Source organism: Thalassotalea ganghwensis (assembly GCF_053485795.1).
Window position 1 is genome coordinate 84,637 of the sequence record NZ_JBQRUM010000004.1, and the last position, 18,714, is coordinate 103,350.

Consider the following 18,714-nt stretch of genomic DNA (forward strand, 5'->3'; position numbering starts at 1 on the left):
TCATCTCACTATTTTTAAAAGGGAAACGCTGTGTTGTTTTAAATAAGCTGCTATTAAGAATATTTTTCTATAAGAGCAACTCGCTAGGTTCAGGCAGTCAGATTCTTATTTATCGACGGTTTGCTCATCCTTAACTTTAAAATCAGCGACTATTTGATTTTTTTCACTTTTGACCAGCCCTGCTTTTATCTTATTCAGGTAGCCAGACAGCTTAACGACTAATTGTCGACGTTTAGAATTTGACATTTTAGCGTCACCATAACGTAAATCATTAAAGGTCAAATAAAAGCCTTCTATAGCCTCTTTTAGCTGAGGTTGCTTGGTTAACAAAAACGCTCTAACGTCAGTTGCTGTCGTTTTTCGGTGGTGAACAAACCCTATCTTCTCAATAAGCGCTACTAATTTATGATAGGCAACCAAAGTATCATCTTGATTAACTTTGTGCTTGTAAAAACGGTAGCTGAAATAAAATGCGATGACTAAGGTTATCGCTACAATGATTAGTGTTTGATAGTTTAAAGACCAAAATAGAAAGGACTTTATTCCCTGTAATATGTCAGTTTGATCTTGACTTGAGTAGTTAACCACCCATTTAGTCCATTCATAATCTAATGCCTCTAAATAATTCTTAATATTCGTTAAAAGATAACTGGCCGAGATAAATGATAAAAATTCATTATTGATCCCAGCTTGTTCTTGACCTAACGACTGATTGAACCCTCTTTCTACTCTGTCAGGATTAACCGCGGCAGTTGGGTCTATTCGTAACCAACCAATTCCTTCAATCCACACTTCACTCCACGCATGAGCATCGCGTTGATAGACCCCATAATAATTTGCTTGTTGGTTGTACTCTCCACCTAAATAACCAACAACGATACGTGCTGGTATTCCTGCAGCTCTCATTAAGTAAGTAAAGCTACTGGCATAATGCTCACAAAAACCACTTTTCGTATCAAAAAAGAATTGGTCGAGACTATTATTATTCAAAAGTGGCGGTTTTAGTGTATAGCGGTAATTGTTTTGATTAAATGTTGTTAAAACGGCATTTACAATATCGATATTTTTAGCATGGCGGTTTCGAAGTTGCTGACCTTTTTCAATGAGTCTAGGGTTGCTTTCAGGAATAACAGTAAAGTACTGTTTTTGTTGTTTGCTTAAATCAACATCAATCGTATTAGACATATTAGACGTTACACTATAGTTAATTGGAGCGACAATTTCCTTTGTTGCTTCTAATGTATATTGATAGGTTTTATCGATGCCAATAAGGCTGCTGTCAACGCTCGAAATTTGATTAAGTGCAAATAACCACGGTTGATACGTTGGCTCTATGAGGATGCGATAACTTAACGCTTTGGTTGATTGACGTGTCGTTTGCATCCGTTCATTTTGCTTTGCTAACGCTAATTTAGTTGCTCTAGATAAAGAAGATGTAGACCATTCAACACCGTCGAAACGATCCAATACAATCCCCCGCCAATAAAGTTGCTGATTACTGGGGGTAAAATCATCAAACTCTACTCTAAATGCTAAATCATTTGATAATGCTAGGTTAGCAATGTCCCCTATTTTTACCGTATCAGAAATTCCAGTGTTGGCATTTTTAGCGGTTGGCATTTGCCAAAAAGGAGGGATTTTAGGAAATATAACAAATAATAACGCGGCAAGCGGTGCACTTTTTAATAATAACCCTAAAGATGTTTTACCATATTGAATAGTGCTATTTGAGTTAAAATGAAAACTTAATAGAACGGCGAAATTTATAAGAATTACCAGCAATACCACCAGCATAAAGTAAAGCGACTGATTAAAAATCAAAGAAGTTACAATTACAAAAAAGCCGAGCAATACGAGTAAATAAAAATCTTTATTGCTATTCACTTCGAGCGGTTTTAATAAGTAAGCAAAAAACAATAAGTGAACCATAGCATTTAGCGCGCCTAATTGTTTAGCGCTAATAGCGAGCAATATCAGACCAGAGATACTGACAATAAGTTTTAGTGCTCGAGTTGGTGTAGAGCAAAGCTTAGTCACCAAACAAACTTGCCAAATTAGACTTATTGCATAAAAAGCAATCAACCAAATAGAAATGTTGGCAACTAAGGTTAGTCCGTTGAAAGCCATACTAATAATTAACAGATATTGGGTAGCTGACGAATAATCTAATTGATCTTTTACAACGTTATTAACCATGATGCTGCCCATAAGTTGCAATCATTTTTAGGCAGCGTTGGAAATGGAGCTTGCCACCATCTGGCGATATTTTTTCGTTATTTAACATTAATCCAAAAGGGATTTCTTGTTTTTCTAATGTTAAAACTAAGAAGGTTAACCAACTTAATCTCGACTCAATATGGGCGGAAGGAAACATTTCTAAACTCAACCAATCAGGTGATGCATCAATTGCATGCACATAGTGTTTAGTGTGCCAATCTTGTCCTTTTGCCACTTGTTTCCATGCAACTTTGGCTAATGACTCACCACGTTGATATCTTTTTAGCTCAGCAAAATCATCTATACCCTCTCGTTCAGTAACGATTTGTTGTTTGTTGGTATCTGAAGCATCACGACTTTCATTTGATAAAAAAGCGTTAACAAAGTCTCCAGGGGGTTTTATCGGTTTGGGATATATTAAGGCGCTTACGCCAAAATTTAATTGGGTCCAAACCTTAAATAAACCAAAAGGGTAAATTGTACTGACAATAACTCGCGGCAAGCGATGAATTCCCCTTTGTTGATACATTAAGGGTACCATGACTTCTGCTTGCTCATTAATCAAATCCACGCAAACCATTGCGTTTTTTGACAGTGAGAAGAATAACTTGAACTTCTTGCCAGCGCTTTTTAGATTGATAGGCAAGAATAACTTTTCATCACAAAAGCCGGTCACTAATGAATTGTTTAAGGCGAGTTGCAAGTGAGCAAGGTTTCGATAGCTTTGTATCATCGCTGTGACAAAGCAACTGGCTAAAATAAAGCTAACTAAAATAATGAGGTTATTTTGATAATTCGTGCCAAGGATAAACATCAAGGTTGCGAAAAATAGATAAGCGTAACCAAAACGAGTCGGTAAAATAAAAATATTGTTCCTTTTCAGCGTTTGCTTTGATGACGCTGGTAACTGCTTAGCTAACCACTTTTCAAACTTGGTATTAATCCAATGATTGATTGCAGTGCTTACCACAGACATTACCTTTATCCTTAATGCGCGCTTAACACATCAACAGATGCTAAGATATGTTCAGATATATTATTGGCATCATCTGCGCCGACATCATATAGCGACGATAATCTATGTTGACAACAAGCGATAAATACCGCTTGAATATCTTCAGGTAAGACATAATCGCGCCCTTCAATGTAGGCAAAAGCCTTTGCTGCCGACAATAACGATTTTCCGGCGCGCGGTGAAAGCGGCATGACTTCCACTTCTTTTGTTCTTGTTGCCCGCAACAAGCGAACGACGTAATCGAGAACATGCTCAGAAACGTGAATTTTCTGAACTACTTGCTGTATTTCAATAAGCTGCTCAGATGAAATTAGCGTAGGAAGCGTTGAATAATCAATCGCTCCAAAGCTATTAGCTAATATTTTTTTTTCAGCCTCGATACTCGGAAAGCCAAGCGATAAACGCATCATAAAACGATCAAGTTGTGACTCGGGAAGCGCATATGTACCAGAATGAAACTGTGGATTTTGTGTCGCTATCACGAAAAAAGGTTGTGGTAGTTCATAAGTATTGCCATCAATACTGACCCTATTCTCTTCCATTGCTTCAAGTAGCGCACTCTGTGTTTTAGGACTCGCTCTATTAATTTCATCGGCTAATACCAATTGATTAAAAATGGGACCTTGATGAAGCGTAAACTTGCCAGAGTCTTTATCAAAAACTGATACACCAATAACGTCTGCTGGTAATAAATCACTGGTAAATTGCGTGCGCTGATAACTTAAACCTAAGGTAGCAGCTAATGCATGAGCCAACGTTGTTTTGCCCATTCCTGGTAAATCTTCAATCAACAGATGTCCTTTCGCAAACAAACAGGCGACCGCTAGCTTTATTTGCTTAGGCTTACCTAAGATTATTTGCTCTATTTGATTAAGTACTTCACCAACTATTGTATTCATAACTAACAGTACTTCCTTTTATTTCGACCAATAACAACCTATGGTTAAAAATAATGCATAAAAACAATTTTTATTGACCTTAGTCAACAACTTGTACCAATAGAGTATGACATGCTAAGGCGAGCTTAACAAAGGGATCACCATTTATGGGGCAAGATATCACGCAAACGCATTTCACCGCTAATGATTATGCGACCTTTCAACAAAAGCTGTTTGAACAAGTTGAATGCTTAAAATCAATATGTCGTCAGCCGGATTTTGGTAATGAGCCACTAAAAATAGGTGCTGAGTTAGAGCTTTATTTAATTGATAAGAAAGGTCACGCTAGTCTTTCAAATCAGCGCTTACTTGATCAAATTAATGATCCTCAAATGCAACACGAACTTAATCAATATAATTTGGAAATTAATCTAAGCGCCTTTAATTTATTGGATAATCCACTCACTGCTCTTCAACAAGAAATTGATGAAAAAACCGCGCTATTGCAAGAGCAAGCGCAAACAATAAATATTGATATTTTGCCGATAGGTATTTTACCGACCTTAACAAAGGAGCTACTGACGACCAAATGTATGACGAATGTACCGCGCTACCATACAATGGCACAGTACTTTAGCGAGCAACGAGGCGAAGATTTTCATGTCAATGTAAAGGGTGATGAGTCACTTTCAGTAAATTTCAGTGATATTTGTGCAGAAGGCGCTAATACCTCTTTTCAAGTCCACTTGATGACAACACCCGAATTATTGGTGAATACCTTTAACGCTGCACAACTGACCTTACCATTAATAACTGCTATTGGCGCAAACTCCCCCATTTTTTTGCAACAAAGGTTATGGGATGAAACCAGAATAGCATTATTTAAGCAATCATTGGATATTAGACAACACAATGAATTTCAATGGAAAGTTCCAACTAGAGTGAACTTTGGACACGGTTGGCTAAGAAAAAGCATTGATGAGTTTTTTATTGAAGCGGTTTCCTTATATCCCCCCGTTCTCCCTGTCATCTATGACGAAGACCACACTGATCAACATTTACCAAAGTTTAAAGAGCTTTCACTACACCTTGGAACGATATGGCCTTGGCATCGTCCCGTATATTCAAGTGAAGGCAACGGTCATATCAGAATTGAGTTTAGAGCAATTCCTGCGGGGCCAAGTCACATAGATATGATAGCGAATGCTGCGCTAGCTATTGGTCTAGCTTCAGGGTTGGCTGATAATATCGACGATTATATTGCAAAAATACCTTTTAACTTTGCAGAATATAATTTTTATCGCGCAGCTCAACATGGCCTTAATGCGAAAATATTGTGGCCGTTAAACAATGCGTTTCAGCCAAAGGAAACCGCAATAACTGATGTCCTTAGATCATTATTACCTGTTGCACTCATTGGTTTAACTAAAATTGGTATTAGTCATAAAGAAGCAAGTTTTTACTTATCGTTAATAGAAAAACGACTTGATAAGCAAATTACCGGAGCCATATGGCAAAAAAACACCATGGCTCATTTAGAAAAAAGTATGAACAAACAGCAAGCTAGCGAACAATTAGTTAAAAACTATTTAGCGCATTATCAAACGGGTAAATCGATTATTGAATGGGAAAGTATATGGAGTTAGATTTTAGCGAAGTCGCCTATTTAAGGGACCCTGATAAACTTGCGCTTAAAGCAGATTATCAACAATTTTTGCTATCGTTAAGCACCATGACCGTCATTGACGTAACAGGAAAGGAAACTAACAAATGGCGTGTAATTGCGACACTTTTACACGGCAACGAACCTTCTGGCTTAATTGCGCTTCATCGATGGTTAACCAACAAAGATAGCTTTAGTATCCCCCAAACCAATATTCGTTTTATTATCTGCTCTGTTGAAGCTGCAAGCAAATTTCCTTTGTTTAGTCATCGATATTTACCCGATGGTTTAGACATTAATAGATGCTTTAACAATGACTCAAATCAAGGTTACTTTTTAAGAGCAAATATTATTAAAAAATTAATAAGGGAAGTATCTCCTGAATTAGTCATCGACATGCACAACACTTCTGGCTCTAGCCCTGCTTTTGCAGTGAGTCCAGTGATAACGCCTGAAATATTGGCGCTTAGTGCATTCTTTTGTAAAACCATTATTCTTTCAGGTATTCAACTAGGCGCGTTAATGGAGCAAAACTTTGGCTGCCCTATCGTTACGATTGAATGTGGCGGCGCTCAAGATGAACAAGCTCATGAAGCTGCGTTTCAAGGCATTTGTCAACTGCTAGAATGTGAAGATATTCACCGCTGTCACCCAAAACCCATATTAGATATCGTTTATCAACCATTGCGATTAAAAATAAAACCCAACGTCGATTTATGGTTTGTAGCTCATGACGAAGGAGAGACCGGCGTCTCGTTATTGAAAAATATTGAACAATTTAATTTTGGCAATATTTATAAAGATCAAATGCTTGGCTGGTTAGACGACAAAGGTTTAGCGAACCTCACGTTAAGAAATGCTAACAATGAAGATGTAATCAATGAATTTTTTACCTTACGGGATAATCAATTGATTTGTCGTAAAGACATGAAAATTTTTATGGCAACAACCAAGAAAGAGATCGCCACAAATGATTGTCTTTTTTACCTTGTTGAAGTGAATCAAACCTAAGTGTTTTCAACGATAACCTGTTTAGCATAGGGTTTGTTGATCTTGGGGTTGTTGATCTTGGGGTTGTTGATCTTGAGTTACTTTATCTAATCAACTTGAAAATTGGCTGTTGCAATTGCTTGCTCAAGAGGAATATTTTCAAAAAAATTATCACGTAAATAGTGAAGATATTTCAACGTTTTAAACGCATCAAACCATACCTTCAATTGTTGGCTGAATTGTTTCGCATTACCATGACTTTGTTTATCGAAGAATAGCTCAAATGCTAAAAATGTTAACGCTTGTTGGTTTATATCGCTTAATTGGTTAAACCAAACGTTATAATTATCAAATTGATGCACTAAATCCTCAAAGGCTAATAATAGTGACTTTAATTCCACAAATAATTGGGGATGATAATAACAGTATCGCGAACCTTCTTGTGTTTGTCTGATAATTTCACTTACTGCAGGCCCAGTGCCAAATGGAACGCGATCTGAAAGCCTAGCCTCTAAGCGAACAACACTGTCTTTAAGCCATGCCACTTGTCCTTGCTTCGCCAGTTTATTGAGCAAATAAAAATCTTCTCCTGCACTACGTTTAGGAAATCCTCTCACATTTACATAACTAGAAGCGGTAAATGCAATAACACTGCCTATGGTAAAAAAGGCATAGCGTGATCCTGCATATGTTAAACCAGCAACATAGTAACGTAGGGCTCGTTCATATTGTTTGGTCGCTTTAAAGATCGTTTCTTGTTCACTCTCGTGGGTGAAATTAAAGCAAGCAGCAACCGATTGTTCAGAAAGCCCGTTTAACGCGTTGAAATAATGATCAGGTAAAGTCGCATCGGCATCTGTTGACCCTATCCAAGGCTTTGCGACTACCCCAGTTGAATAGAGTTTTATCGCAGCATCAGCCCCTATTTTTCGGGCTAAGCCGACCCCCTCTTTTTCGGGTAAAGCAACATTAAAGCAGTCAATGGTTAAAATGGCGCTATTACAGCACTTTAAGTTAACCAACCGGCATTGCTCGCTGACCCAACTTGCCTCTCCTAACAAAGCAATATCTTTAAGTAATGTTTGCTGAGGTAGTTTATTGTTATCATTATCGGGTTGATTGATCACAACGATAAGTAAAATAGCTTGTGAACTAAGCGCTGATGTTAAAAAGCGTTTAACAAACGCTACATCTTCTTTATATGCGGGGATAACCAGACTATGCTGAAAATGATGATGACAAGGAAAATCGTCAAGCCTATTTACTATAGGCTCTGCATAGCGCTGTAAATATTGAGTAAAATTTTTAGACATTCAACTTAATGTAATGCCGGTCTAAACGGAAGCTGTTCACAGATCTTAGCTTCAGCAATCAAAATTTCTTCTAAGCGCTGATCAACTTCATTTTTATCAAAGTACTCATAAGCCAGTTCAACAAAAAGGTTTTTATGTTTTTCTTCAGATTTTGCAATACTGACATAGAAATCTTTCTCTTTACCTTCAGGAAGCGCTTCTGCCACTAAAGAAAAGCGCTCATGCCCTCGCGCTTCGATCACGCCAGCCACTAATAATCGGTCTAAGAAAAACACGTCTTTACCGTGACGAAACAACTTTCTAATTTCTTTGATATAGTGGTCTTTTTCGTCATTTGACAATTGTACATCTCGTGCTTGTAATAGTTTGACCACTTGCTTGAAATGGATCAATTCTTCTATCGCCAAGTCCGTCATTGCACGTACCAAATTTTTTCTATCAGGATAATGAGACAACATCGACACAGCCATTCCTGACGCTTTTTTCTCAGCAGCGGCGTGGTCTTGTAGGAAGGCATTAAAATCAGTTAATACTACTTGTGCCCATTCTGATGGTGTTTGATACTTTAATTCGAACATAAATATTACAACGCTAGTCAAAAATTTCGCGTATTTTACACAGCTTCTGTTGTAGCTCCAAGCCCAAACACCATTGAACTATGCTATTTTGTCTAATACTTTAGGTTGGTTTTGTTACGAAGGCAGCGCAATGCTAAAACACTACACAACCATAACCATCCAATACTACCTCCACTGCTTGATTTTTCCGGATCGGTTTGCTCAGCAATCTCTTCATTTGGAATAATCGCAACAACGCCAGGATCAACAACGACCCCGTTAGCTATTGCGTCAGCATCATTTACACCACCATCTTCTATAGTGATTTTTAGGCATGTATTACCTTCTATTAATCCAGCACTGTATGCTGCACTGCTTAATTTAGGACAAACACCATTCACGGCAAGCGCGGAGGCGACCATATTTTTGCTATCTTCTACAAAATCTTGCCAACCATTAGCGTCACTATATTTTCGATAAACTGCGTATTTTGGGATAGCCGTTGTAAGCGGTATAACAAATGATACTGAACCGCCAAACGGTGTAATGCCATCTATTTCAAAATCAAAATACTCACTTTGGTGACTCAACGAATCCTCTGCGATCAATTGAGTATGGTCAATTTCAGCACGAGTTAATTGAACGCCGTCAGAGAGTAATAACTTAGCATAGCGACCTAATTTTATCGTCAACCCCGGTTCTGTCTCCATTAATTTGGTTAATGATGAGTTAACGTGTAATTGCTGAATATAGCCAAGTGTTGACTTGTCCATAAAATCAGGAATGCCATCTTTATCTTGATCTTGAAAACCTTCTTGTTCATCGGTTGTGCCATCACCATCTGTATCTGTTGAAGTTAATAGTGGATAAGTATCAACAATAGGAATATCGATAAAACGTTGTTGGGATAGCTCACCCGCCCCACTGTCAGTGACTAATACCGAAAGAGACAATAAACCTTTATTTTCAGCAGGTAATTCTATTGTCTCTGGATTTAACACTACCGTTCGTTGATTAGCGCTAATTTGTGCATTGGCGTAATCAGGAATGGTCCAACTAATAAGGTGTAGATCAGTTAAGTTGGGATCTTTTATTTCCAATGTTATCAAAACCTCACCATTATCTTTAGCAATGGTGGTGACAGGTTGTCCTTGATAGACCTCCACAACTACCTCTGGCGTTATATTTTGATCGCTTATCGTTAACGTATGAGTAGTTTGTGAGCCTAGGTTGACATTATCATCAAGCGTAATAATCAAGGTTTCATCACTTTCGGCCTGGTAATCTTGGTGAATAAGTAGCGATATTTCCCCCTTGACTCCCTGCTCTATTACAACGTCATTGGTTAACAATTGATAGTCCAAGCTATCAACGGTGCCTGTGACATCAAATGGAATAACGACTGGGTAATTGGGTGCTTCACCCGACAAGAAAACGGGTATTTTAACTTCATTGCCTTCTGCAGTGTGTTTTTGTAAGTCGATATTCACCAATGGATAAATATTGATGGTTTGCTCTGCCGTACCAATGTTGCCCGCTTGATCTTGAGTACGCCACATTATTGTGGCTCTGCCCGCAGCTAACACTAAAACGTCATTTTGAAAACCTATCGGTTTTACCTCACAGCAGTTAACACCATCTTTACCATCATTTGCGACAACTTTGGTAAACTGACGCAGTTGCTCTATAGTAATCTCGGTAAAAATATGATCTGCATCGATATCCATGGTTTGCAGTGTTGATATTACTGGCGCGTAATCGTCAGCTAACGGGTTTGATTGATTTTTATATTCGTCAACATTAGAAACACCATCTTGGTCACTATCTAATAACGCATCATTATCATTAAATGGATCAAACCCATATTTAATTTCATACTCATCACTCATGCCATCATTATCATCATCAGGGTCAGTGTTATCACCAACACCATCCTGATCAAAATCTAAACTTTCAGTCGCATCTAAAGGGAATGCATCTTCAAAATCTAAAACCCCATCATTATCATCATCAATGTCTTGCACATTACCAATACCATCACCATCGGTATCGACACTTTCAATGGGGTCTAATGGAAAAGCATCATCGACATCGAGAACGCCATCATTATCATCATCAGCATCTGCATTATTGCCTATGCCATCATTATCATCATCACGACTTTCTGTTGGGTTAAGTGGGTATAAATCAAGATTGTCGGTTACACCATCGTTATCATCATCACTGTCAAGGTTATTACCAATACCATCATTGTCTGTATCCAACCATTCACTGACATCTAAAGGAAAGGCATCTTCACTGTCGATGCGACCATCATTATCATCGTCACTATCAGCATTGTTACCAATGCCATCACCATCAGTATCGTATGCTTCTTGAGGATTTAACGGAAATATATCGCCATTATCTAAAACGCCATCGCCGTCATCATCGGTATCACCGTTATTACCGATCCCATCATTGTCGGTATCTAACCACTCAAGAGGATCTAATGGAAAATCGTCTCTTGCATCGATAAAACCGTCATTATCATCGTCACTATCAGCGTTATTACCTAAACCGTCACCATCACTATCAGTTGATTCAAACCTATCTAAAGGAAAAGCATCATCGGCATCAGCAACGCCATCTCCATCATCATCAGTATCAGCATTATTACCAATAGTATCTCCATCAGTATCTACCCATTCGAGAGGGTCTAATGCAAAAAAATCATCGGCGTCAACAATGCCATCATTATCATCGTCACTGTCACTGAAGTTACCGATTCCATCTCCATCAGTATCAACAAATTCGGCAGGATTATAGGGAAAAGCATCGTCACTATCTAATACGCCATCGCCATCATCATCATCGTCGGCATTATTGCCGATACCATCGCCATCAGTATCTAAAAACTCTAACGAGTCATAATCACTTGGATCATCAACATCTGGTACTCCATCACCATCTTTGTCAGTATCAGCATTATCGCCAATACCATCACCATCAAAATCTCTGTCCTCGGTTGGATCTAACGGAAAAGCATCTTCACCATCTGGCGTCCCGTCATTATCATCGTCTGAATCAGCGTTATTACCGATACCGTCACTATCTGTATCAATATATTCACTAGGATCTAATGGAAATACATCATTAATATCAATGATGCCATCATTATCATCATCACTGTCAGTATTGTTTCCTAAGCCATCGCCGTCAGAATCAAACTGCTCACTTGCCAGTAATGGAAAAGCATCTATTTCATCGCCAAAACTATCATTATCGTCGTCATTGTCGGCATTATTACCAATGCCATCGTTGTCGGTATCTAACCATTCAGCTGGATTGGTTGGAAAACTATCAGTGGTATCACTAAAACCGTCACCATCATCATCGTTATCGGCATTGTCTCCTAAACCGTCTCCATCTAAATCACTAAATTCATTAGGGTCTAATGGGAAAGCATCGTTACCGTCTAACACCAAATCACCATCATCATCGGTATCTGCATTATTACCTATTCCATCACTGTCTGTATCTAGGGTTTCAAACGGATCTTTTGGAAAGGCATCATAGAGGTCGATTACCAGGTCACCATCATCGTCAGTATCAGCATTATCACCAATTAAATCACTATCGGTATCGGCCCATTCAAGCGGATTTAAAGGAAAAGCATCTTCTAAATCTTGAAAAGAGTCATTATCATCATCAGTATCTAAGGTATTACCAATACAATCACCATCAGTATCTAACCACTCGGTGGGGTCTTCTGGAAACGGATCGTAAATATTGATCACGGGATCATTATCAATGTTATTATCGATAACATCGGGCACTCCATCCCCATCATCGTCTAGATCGGCGTTATTACCAATACCATCTAAATCAACGTCATACCATTCACTTGGATCATTAGGAAACAAGTCAATACTATCGTCATATCCATCACCATCTGTATCAGTCACAGGGGTTGGCGGAGGACAAGCTAAAACCTGTCCATACGTTGGCGCACTGATAGAAAGCGCTAAAGATAAAGCAACAACGAGAGTATTTTTTGAAGGCATGATTACTCCACTACTAATAACAAAAATATCAACACAACACCTAAAGTTTAGATGCTTTTGTAAGACAAAACACCTAGCTTAATAACCCGCTTGTGAAAAACGATAGTTAACCCCGATATAAGCCGAACTTACATCATCAAACTCAGACACCTCGGGTTGTAATCTAACGCCAAAAACGATGGAGGTATTTCGTGAAGCTTCAAAAAGCAATGCAATCCCTGCAAAAGCGCTGACATCGCCCTTCTCACTAAAAAACTTTTCTTCATTTAGTTGAGGCCAAACGAATTTATTTTCCGTTGTCATGACACTACCCCCCACTAAAAACTCGGCTGTCAGCTTATTGACAAACTGATTATAGCTTCTAAATTTGTGACGATAGCTAACCTTTACGTCGACTTGGTTAATATCAAACGTTAACTCATCTTGATTCCAGGAAACTGGTAGGCCTTTCATACTTGAGTAACCTACAGACCAGTAAAAGCTACTTTTCTTACCAAAGGAATTGATGTATTCAAAACTATAACCATTTACGCCAGAGTCACTTCCTTTGAGATAACTTACACCGAGTTCGGCTGCTAATACTGGTGTTAAAGATGTTGCTAACAATAAAGGAGCGGCAATAATTTGCCGCTTACTGACAAAAGACGGCTTAACCAAATTTAACATTCGAAACCTTTTCATAAAGAACACCATTATTTTGACTAACGGGAGAAAACCTAATAGTTAGTACAATGCAATTTTCAAACCATTTTTTAATACGAATGGTTTGCTGTTAAACGGGTTTGTGAAAGGAAGAGCAACCAGCAATAGACTATTGCTGGTTGGGGTAAACAAATACCGTTTAAAAAGGCTAAACGTTATTCACCGTATCCGCTTGGGTTACTAGATTGCCAACGCCATGTATCAGCTATCATATCTGGCAAATCGTATTCAGCAACCCAGTTGAGTAATTTATTAGCTTTAGTCGCGTCGGCCCAAAAGGCAGGTAAATCACCTGCGCGTCTCGCTACCACTTCAAATGGAATTTTTTGACCCGTTACCCTCTCAAAAGATTGCACGATTTCAAACACTGAAATTCCCTTTCCTCGCCCTAAATTAAAGGCTTCACTACCACTAAAATCTGGATTATCTAAGAGCCAATTAAGCGCGCTAACATGGCCTCGCCCAAGATCCATTACATGCAAATAATCTCTTAAACAACTGCCATCAGGAGTTGGGTAATCATTGCCGAAAATTGAAAGCTTTTCTCTTTTACCGACCGCCACTTGAGCAATATATGGCAGTAAATTGTTTGGTATGCCTTTAGGATCCTCACCAATAATACCACTAGGGTGGGCACCAATAGGATTAAAATACCGCAATGAAACCGCTCTAAAATCGTCATTTGCCTGGCAGTGATCTTCGAGTATTCTTTCAACCATCACTTTACTTGCACCATAAGGACTAGCAGGTCTACCTAGTGTCATATTTTCGGTATAAGGCACGGCTTTTTCTTCCCCATAGACCGTAGCGGAAGAGCTAAAAATAAAGTCATTGATGTGATACTTTGCCATTACTTCTAATAACGTTAACGAGCCATGGACATTATTTTGATAATAACTAAGTGGCATAGTGGTTGATTCACCGACGGCTTTCAGTGCGGCAAAATGAATAACTGCTGAAAAATTGTCTGTACTAAATATCTCCTCTAAAAGATGCCTATCTCTGATATCCCCATGAATAAATGAAACACTTTTATTTGCTAGGCGCTCAACGCGCTTTAACGCCTCTATATTTGAATTGACTAAGTTATCTAGTACAACCACATCAAAACCTTGTTCTAATAAACATAGCGTAGTGTGGGATCCTATGTAACCAGCGCCACCGGTAACTAAAATTTTCATAATAACCTCTCGGGGCGTATTAATCTTTAGCGGTTTAATTTTATTTGAATTAACGTCATTTTATTCGCGGCATTATGATGTTTTTCTGCTGCGTTATCGTGAATTAATGTCCAATATCTTCACGACATCAACTTTGCCTTGTTTCAATACATCATCAATTGCGACAAAATAGCCCCTAAAGCGCAACACACCTTATATTTGCTCATAAAAAAGGCCAAACTATTTGGCCTTATTTCAACATTAACGTTTTCTTACCACCAGGTTGCGTATAATGCGATTAAAATAACAACCACACCTAGCGCAGCGATATTAAATGGTTTTTCCGTTTCAAAACTAATCTCTGACAGACTAACACTGCTATCGTTTGTGCTTGGCTTACCTAACATTGAAACGACATAACAAACGGCTAGACATAATAAAAAGACTAAACCGACTCGGTCCATAAACGGTAACTCTGGCCAATAGAACTTAAGAACAATAGAAAAACCTGCTGATCCTAACGCTGCTGCTAATGCTCCAGCAGATGTCGCTCTTTTCCAAAACATCCCGAGAATAAAAATAACCACGATACCTGGCGTAAAGAAACCAGTAAATTCCTGAATATATTGAAAAGCCTGATCAAACTTACCAAGCAGTGGCTCAGCAACAAATAGCGCTATAGATAATGAAACCAGCGCCGCAATACGACCAATATGCACATAATGTCTCTGCGTTTCATTCGGCTTAAATTTGCTGTAAATGTCCATGGTAAAAATTGTTGAAATACTATTGGTCATCGAAGCAAGTGAAGACACAATTGCAGCAACCAACGCGGCGAAAACTAGCCCTTTAATACCTGCTGGCATTAATGCCATCATTGACGGATATGCTTGGTCAGGTGCGCTAAGATTAGGATATAAAATAACCGCCGCTATCCCTGGTAACACGACTATCACTGGCATCAATAACTTAAGGTAGGCAGCAAAAGCGATACCTTTTTGCGCCTCTTTAATATCTTTCGCGGCTAACGCTCGTTGAATAATGTATTGATTGAAGCCCCAATAACTGAAGTTCATTATCCACATACCACCAATTAATACCGAAATTCCCGGCAGTGACATGTAATGCTCATTATCTTCACTTAAAATCATGTCAAAATGACCTGGCATTTGATCAGTCAATACACCAAAGCCAGCCAGAATCCCTCGACCTCCCGATACTGCATCAAGCGCTAAATAACTTAAAAATAATCCACCAAAGACCAATAAGACGACTTGTAAAATATCAGTGTATGCGACAGCTTTTAAGCCACCGTAAAGCGAATAAGCAATTGAAAACACCGCCAGGAATATCATGCCAAACATCCAGTCAACGCCCGCGACGGTTTCAATAGCTAAGCCCCCTAACCAAAGTACAGCAGTTAAGTTTACGAAAATATAAACCGCTAGCCAAAACAACGCTAGCGTTGTCTTTACTCTATTATCAAAACGTTGTTCTAAATATTGCGGCATGGTGAAAATCTGATTTTTCAAAAAAATAGGTAGCATGTATTTACCTACCAAAATCAGAGTGATGGCTGCCATCCATTCATATGAGGCAATCGCAAGCCCGAGTGCATAACCAGAACCAGACATCCCGATAATTTGCTCTGCCGAGATATTGGAAGCGATAAGCGAAGCACCTATTGCCCACCAAGGAAGCGCCTTACTGGCAAGAAAGTAGTCTTCTGTATTTGCCCCTTCACTCTTCTCACTTTTAGATATCCACAGCGCCAATATAAGCAGGCCTATGACGTAAACAATAAAGACCCCGGTATCCAAATTACCGAGTTTATTTGTTAATTCCATCGTTAGTTTTACCTTTTATAATTATCATTATTTTAAATTATCGAAATGCACCTTGTGTTGCATGACAGCAATAAACGTCTGCTTCTATATTGAACTGACGCTTATACTCAGTTTTGACCACTTCCGTTAATTCGTTAACGAGTGTATCTGGTACTACTGCAATAACGCAACCGCCAAAACCACCACCTGTCATTCGCACTCCACCTTGTTGACCAATCACGTTCTTAATGCTCATCACCAAACCATCAATTTCAGGAGTTGTTACTTCAAAGTCTTGTTGAAGTGAAAGATGAGACGCATACATAAGTTCACTGAGTTTGGCTAAGTTATTACCATTCAATGCCGCTAACGCTTGCTCAGTACGCACATTTTCAGTGAGTACATGTTTCGCACGTCGATACAAGGTATCGTCGAGATTTTCGCGAGCATTTTCTAGTTCGTCTAATGAAACATCGCGTAAACTATTTTGATTAAAGTATTGGGCAACCTGCTCACATTGCTCACGACGAGAATTATATTCACTGTCAACCAAACCTCTTTTAACATTTGAATTAACAATAAATAAGCTAAGTTCTTCTGGGATCAAGGCATCTTGAAATGCTAATGTACGACAATCTAAGAGCATGGCGTGCTCTGATTTTCCCATCGCAGAAATCAACTGGTCCATAATACCGCAGTTGCAGCCAACAAATTCGTTTTCAGCTATTTGCCCTAACTTTGCTGCTTTGACACCGTCTAAAGAAAGGCGATATATCTTCGCGTATGCTTTTAAAAGCGCAATTTCAAAGCTAGCCGATGAACTCAACCCCGCACCTTGGGGTACATTGCCTGATACGACTATATCAGCCCCTTTTATCAGTGGAAATTCATTAATCAACGCTTGTAAGCTACCTTGAACATAATTACACCAAGAATTAACTTCATCAAAGTAAAATTGATTAAGGATAAACTCGGTAGACTGCTGCTCACAATCGTGTGCATAAACATTCACTAACATATCTTCACGTTTAGCGATTGCGATGTTGGTGCCGAAATTAATTGCTGCGGGTAAGACAAAACCGTCGTTATAATCAGTATGATCGCCAATAATGTTGACTCGCCCAGGTGCATGTACAACAGCATCAGGAAACTTCCCAAACTGCTTAACGAATAGTTGCTCAATTTCTTTGCATTGTGCCATTAGCAAGCCTCCAAATAATGTACGCCAACAACATCTCTAAGTCGACTTGCTGCTTGCTCCGGCGTTAAATCACGTTGCGATTCAGCCAACATTTCATAACCGACCATAAATTTGCGTACCGTTGCTGACCTTAGCAATGCCGGATAAAAGCTTGCGTGTAACGTCCACTCTTTATGTGCCAAATCGTCATATGGCGCACCATGCCATCCCATTGAATATGGAAAAGAGCATTGAAATAGATTGTCATAACATGTCGTGATTTGCTTAATGATTTCAGCGAGTGATACCATTTGAGAGTCAGTCAAATCGGTCATACGTTGAACAACAAATTTTGGTAACAACATCGTTTCAAATGGCCAAGCAGCCCAGTACGGTACGACGACTAACCAATCATCGTTTTCAACAACGATTCTTTCTTGACTCACCAACTCTTTAACAGCGTAATCTGCAAGTAAATTAGTGCCATATTTTATAAAGTAATTGCTTTGCGCATTTTGTTTTTGATTAACAATGGTTGGCAAATGATTTTGTGCCCAAATTTGTCCATGAGGATGCGGATTAGAGCACCCCATGACACTGCCCTTATTTTCAAAAACCTGCACCCAACGATACGTTTCACCTAACTCTTTGCATTGTTGTTGCCAAGTAGATATCACCGAAAATATTTCATCTGTTGATAACTGGGGTAACGTTTTGCTGTGATCTGGAGAAAAGCAAATAACGCGACTCTCTCCTTGCTCACTTTGGGTCTTAAATAACGGGTCTTCACTACTATATTCAGGCGTTTCTGGTTTTAATGCTGCAAAGTCATTATCAAATACAAATGTTGATTGATAATTGTCATTTATTTCGCCATTAATTCTCGTATTGCCTGCACATAAAAAGCATTCAGGATCGTATGAAGGTTTGTCGTTTTCCTCAACTTTCTCAACCTGACCTTGCCAAGGTCTTTTAGCACGATGAGGTGAAACTAACACCCACTCTTCGGTTAATGGATTGTATCGACGATGCGGATGCTCTGTCGGTTTAAATAACGTATTCATTAAAAAACTACTTCATTTTATGATTTTCTTGAAATGTAAACGTTTTCATTTTATCTTTCAAGTGAATTTTATACATTATTCATGTTGCACAATATATCATTAA

At 38.8% G+C, this 18,714-nt stretch carries 13 protein-coding genes; 2 read left to right on the top strand and 11 right to left on the bottom strand.

The annotated features are described in order from the left end of the window. Nucleotides 1-105: 105 nt before the first annotated feature. Genes ACSLUH_RS05485 through ACSLUH_RS05495 form a run of 3 tightly spaced genes read right to left on the bottom strand, consistent with a single transcriptional unit; the run spans nucleotide 106 to nucleotide 4,131 of the window. Nucleotides 106-2,196 carry a transglutaminase TgpA family protein gene (locus ACSLUH_RS05485; RefSeq protein WP_448565293.1) on the bottom strand — a complete coding sequence of 697 codons (2,091 nt, stop codon included), beginning with the start codon at nucleotides 2,194-2,196 and terminating at the stop codon, nucleotides 106-108. Continuing rightward, nucleotides 2,189-3,193: a DUF58 domain-containing protein gene (locus ACSLUH_RS05490; protein ID WP_448565294.1), complete on the bottom strand. Its 1,005-nt coding sequence runs from the start codon at nucleotides 3,191-3,193 to the stop codon at nucleotides 2,189-2,191. Before ACSLUH_RS05490 ends, ACSLUH_RS05485 begins: the two co-directional genes overlap by 8 nt. A gap of 11 nt (nucleotides 3,194-3,204) precedes the next feature. Continuing rightward, nucleotides 3,205-4,131 (bottom strand): AAA family ATPase, encoded by a 927-nt coding sequence (locus tag ACSLUH_RS05495; protein ID WP_448565295.1) that lies wholly within the window; start codon nucleotides 4,129-4,131, stop codon nucleotides 3,205-3,207. Nucleotides 4,132-4,277: 146 nt separating this feature from the next. Between ACSLUH_RS05495 and ACSLUH_RS05500 the strand changes: the two genes are divergently transcribed. Together ACSLUH_RS05500 and ACSLUH_RS05505 are read left to right on the top strand one after the other, a co-directional pair. Further along, on the top strand, nucleotides 4,278-5,756 hold the full coding sequence (locus tag ACSLUH_RS05500; RefSeq protein ID WP_448565296.1) for a glutamate-cysteine ligase family protein: 1,479 nt from the start codon (nucleotides 4,278-4,280) through the stop codon (nucleotides 5,754-5,756). Continuing rightward, the gene (locus tag ACSLUH_RS05505; protein WP_448565297.1) at nucleotides 5,747-6,784 is read left to right on the top strand and encodes a M14 family metallopeptidase; all 1,038 of its coding nucleotides are present in this window, start codon (nucleotides 5,747-5,749) and stop codon (nucleotides 6,782-6,784) included. Before ACSLUH_RS05500 ends, ACSLUH_RS05505 begins: the two co-directional genes overlap by 10 nt. 86 nt (nucleotides 6,785-6,870) lie before the next feature. Here ACSLUH_RS05505 and ACSLUH_RS05510 read toward each other — a convergent pair whose 3' ends face one another. The 8 genes from ACSLUH_RS05510 to ACSLUH_RS05545 form a co-directional block, all read right to left on the bottom strand. Beyond that, the gene (locus ACSLUH_RS05510; RefSeq protein WP_448565298.1) at nucleotides 6,871-8,076 is read right to left on the bottom strand and encodes a glycosyltransferase family 2 protein; all 1,206 of its coding nucleotides are present in this window, start codon (nucleotides 8,074-8,076) and stop codon (nucleotides 6,871-6,873) included. Between the two features lie 5 nt (nucleotides 8,077-8,081). After that, on the bottom strand, nucleotides 8,082-8,654 hold the full coding sequence (locus ACSLUH_RS05515; RefSeq protein WP_448565299.1) for a MiaE family protein: 573 nt from the start codon (nucleotides 8,652-8,654) through the stop codon (nucleotides 8,082-8,084). A gap of 92 nt (nucleotides 8,655-8,746) precedes the next feature. Beyond that, nucleotides 8,747-12,679: a thrombospondin type 3 repeat-containing protein gene (locus ACSLUH_RS05520; RefSeq protein WP_448565300.1), complete on the bottom strand. Its 3,933-nt coding sequence runs from the start codon at nucleotides 12,677-12,679 to the stop codon at nucleotides 8,747-8,749. Between the two features lie 78 nt (nucleotides 12,680-12,757). Then, nucleotides 12,758-13,360 (bottom strand): hypothetical protein, encoded by a 603-nt coding sequence (locus ACSLUH_RS05525; protein ID WP_448565301.1) that lies wholly within the window; start codon nucleotides 13,358-13,360, stop codon nucleotides 12,758-12,760. A gap of 176 nt (nucleotides 13,361-13,536) precedes the next feature. Then, complete coding sequence (gene galE / locus ACSLUH_RS05530; protein ID WP_448565302.1) at nucleotides 13,537-14,562, bottom strand: UDP-glucose 4-epimerase GalE; 1,026 nt, start codon at nucleotides 14,560-14,562, stop codon at nucleotides 13,537-13,539. A gap of 251 nt (nucleotides 14,563-14,813) precedes the next feature. Beyond that, the gene (locus ACSLUH_RS05535; RefSeq protein ID WP_448565303.1) at nucleotides 14,814-16,388 is read right to left on the bottom strand and encodes a sodium/sugar symporter; all 1,575 of its coding nucleotides are present in this window, start codon (nucleotides 16,386-16,388) and stop codon (nucleotides 14,814-14,816) included. A 37-nt stretch (nucleotides 16,389-16,425) separates the two neighbouring features. After that, nucleotides 16,426-17,568 (bottom strand): galactokinase, encoded by a 1,143-nt coding sequence (gene galK / locus ACSLUH_RS05540; RefSeq protein WP_448565304.1) that lies wholly within the window; start codon nucleotides 17,566-17,568, stop codon nucleotides 16,426-16,428. After that, nucleotides 17,568-18,611 carry a UDP-glucose--hexose-1-phosphate uridylyltransferase gene (locus ACSLUH_RS05545; RefSeq protein ID WP_448565305.1) on the bottom strand — a complete coding sequence of 348 codons (1,044 nt, stop codon included), beginning with the start codon at nucleotides 18,609-18,611 and terminating at the stop codon, nucleotides 17,568-17,570. The genes galK and ACSLUH_RS05545 overlap by 1 nt, the downstream gene beginning before the upstream one ends. Nucleotides 18,612-18,714: the final 103 nt, after the last annotated feature.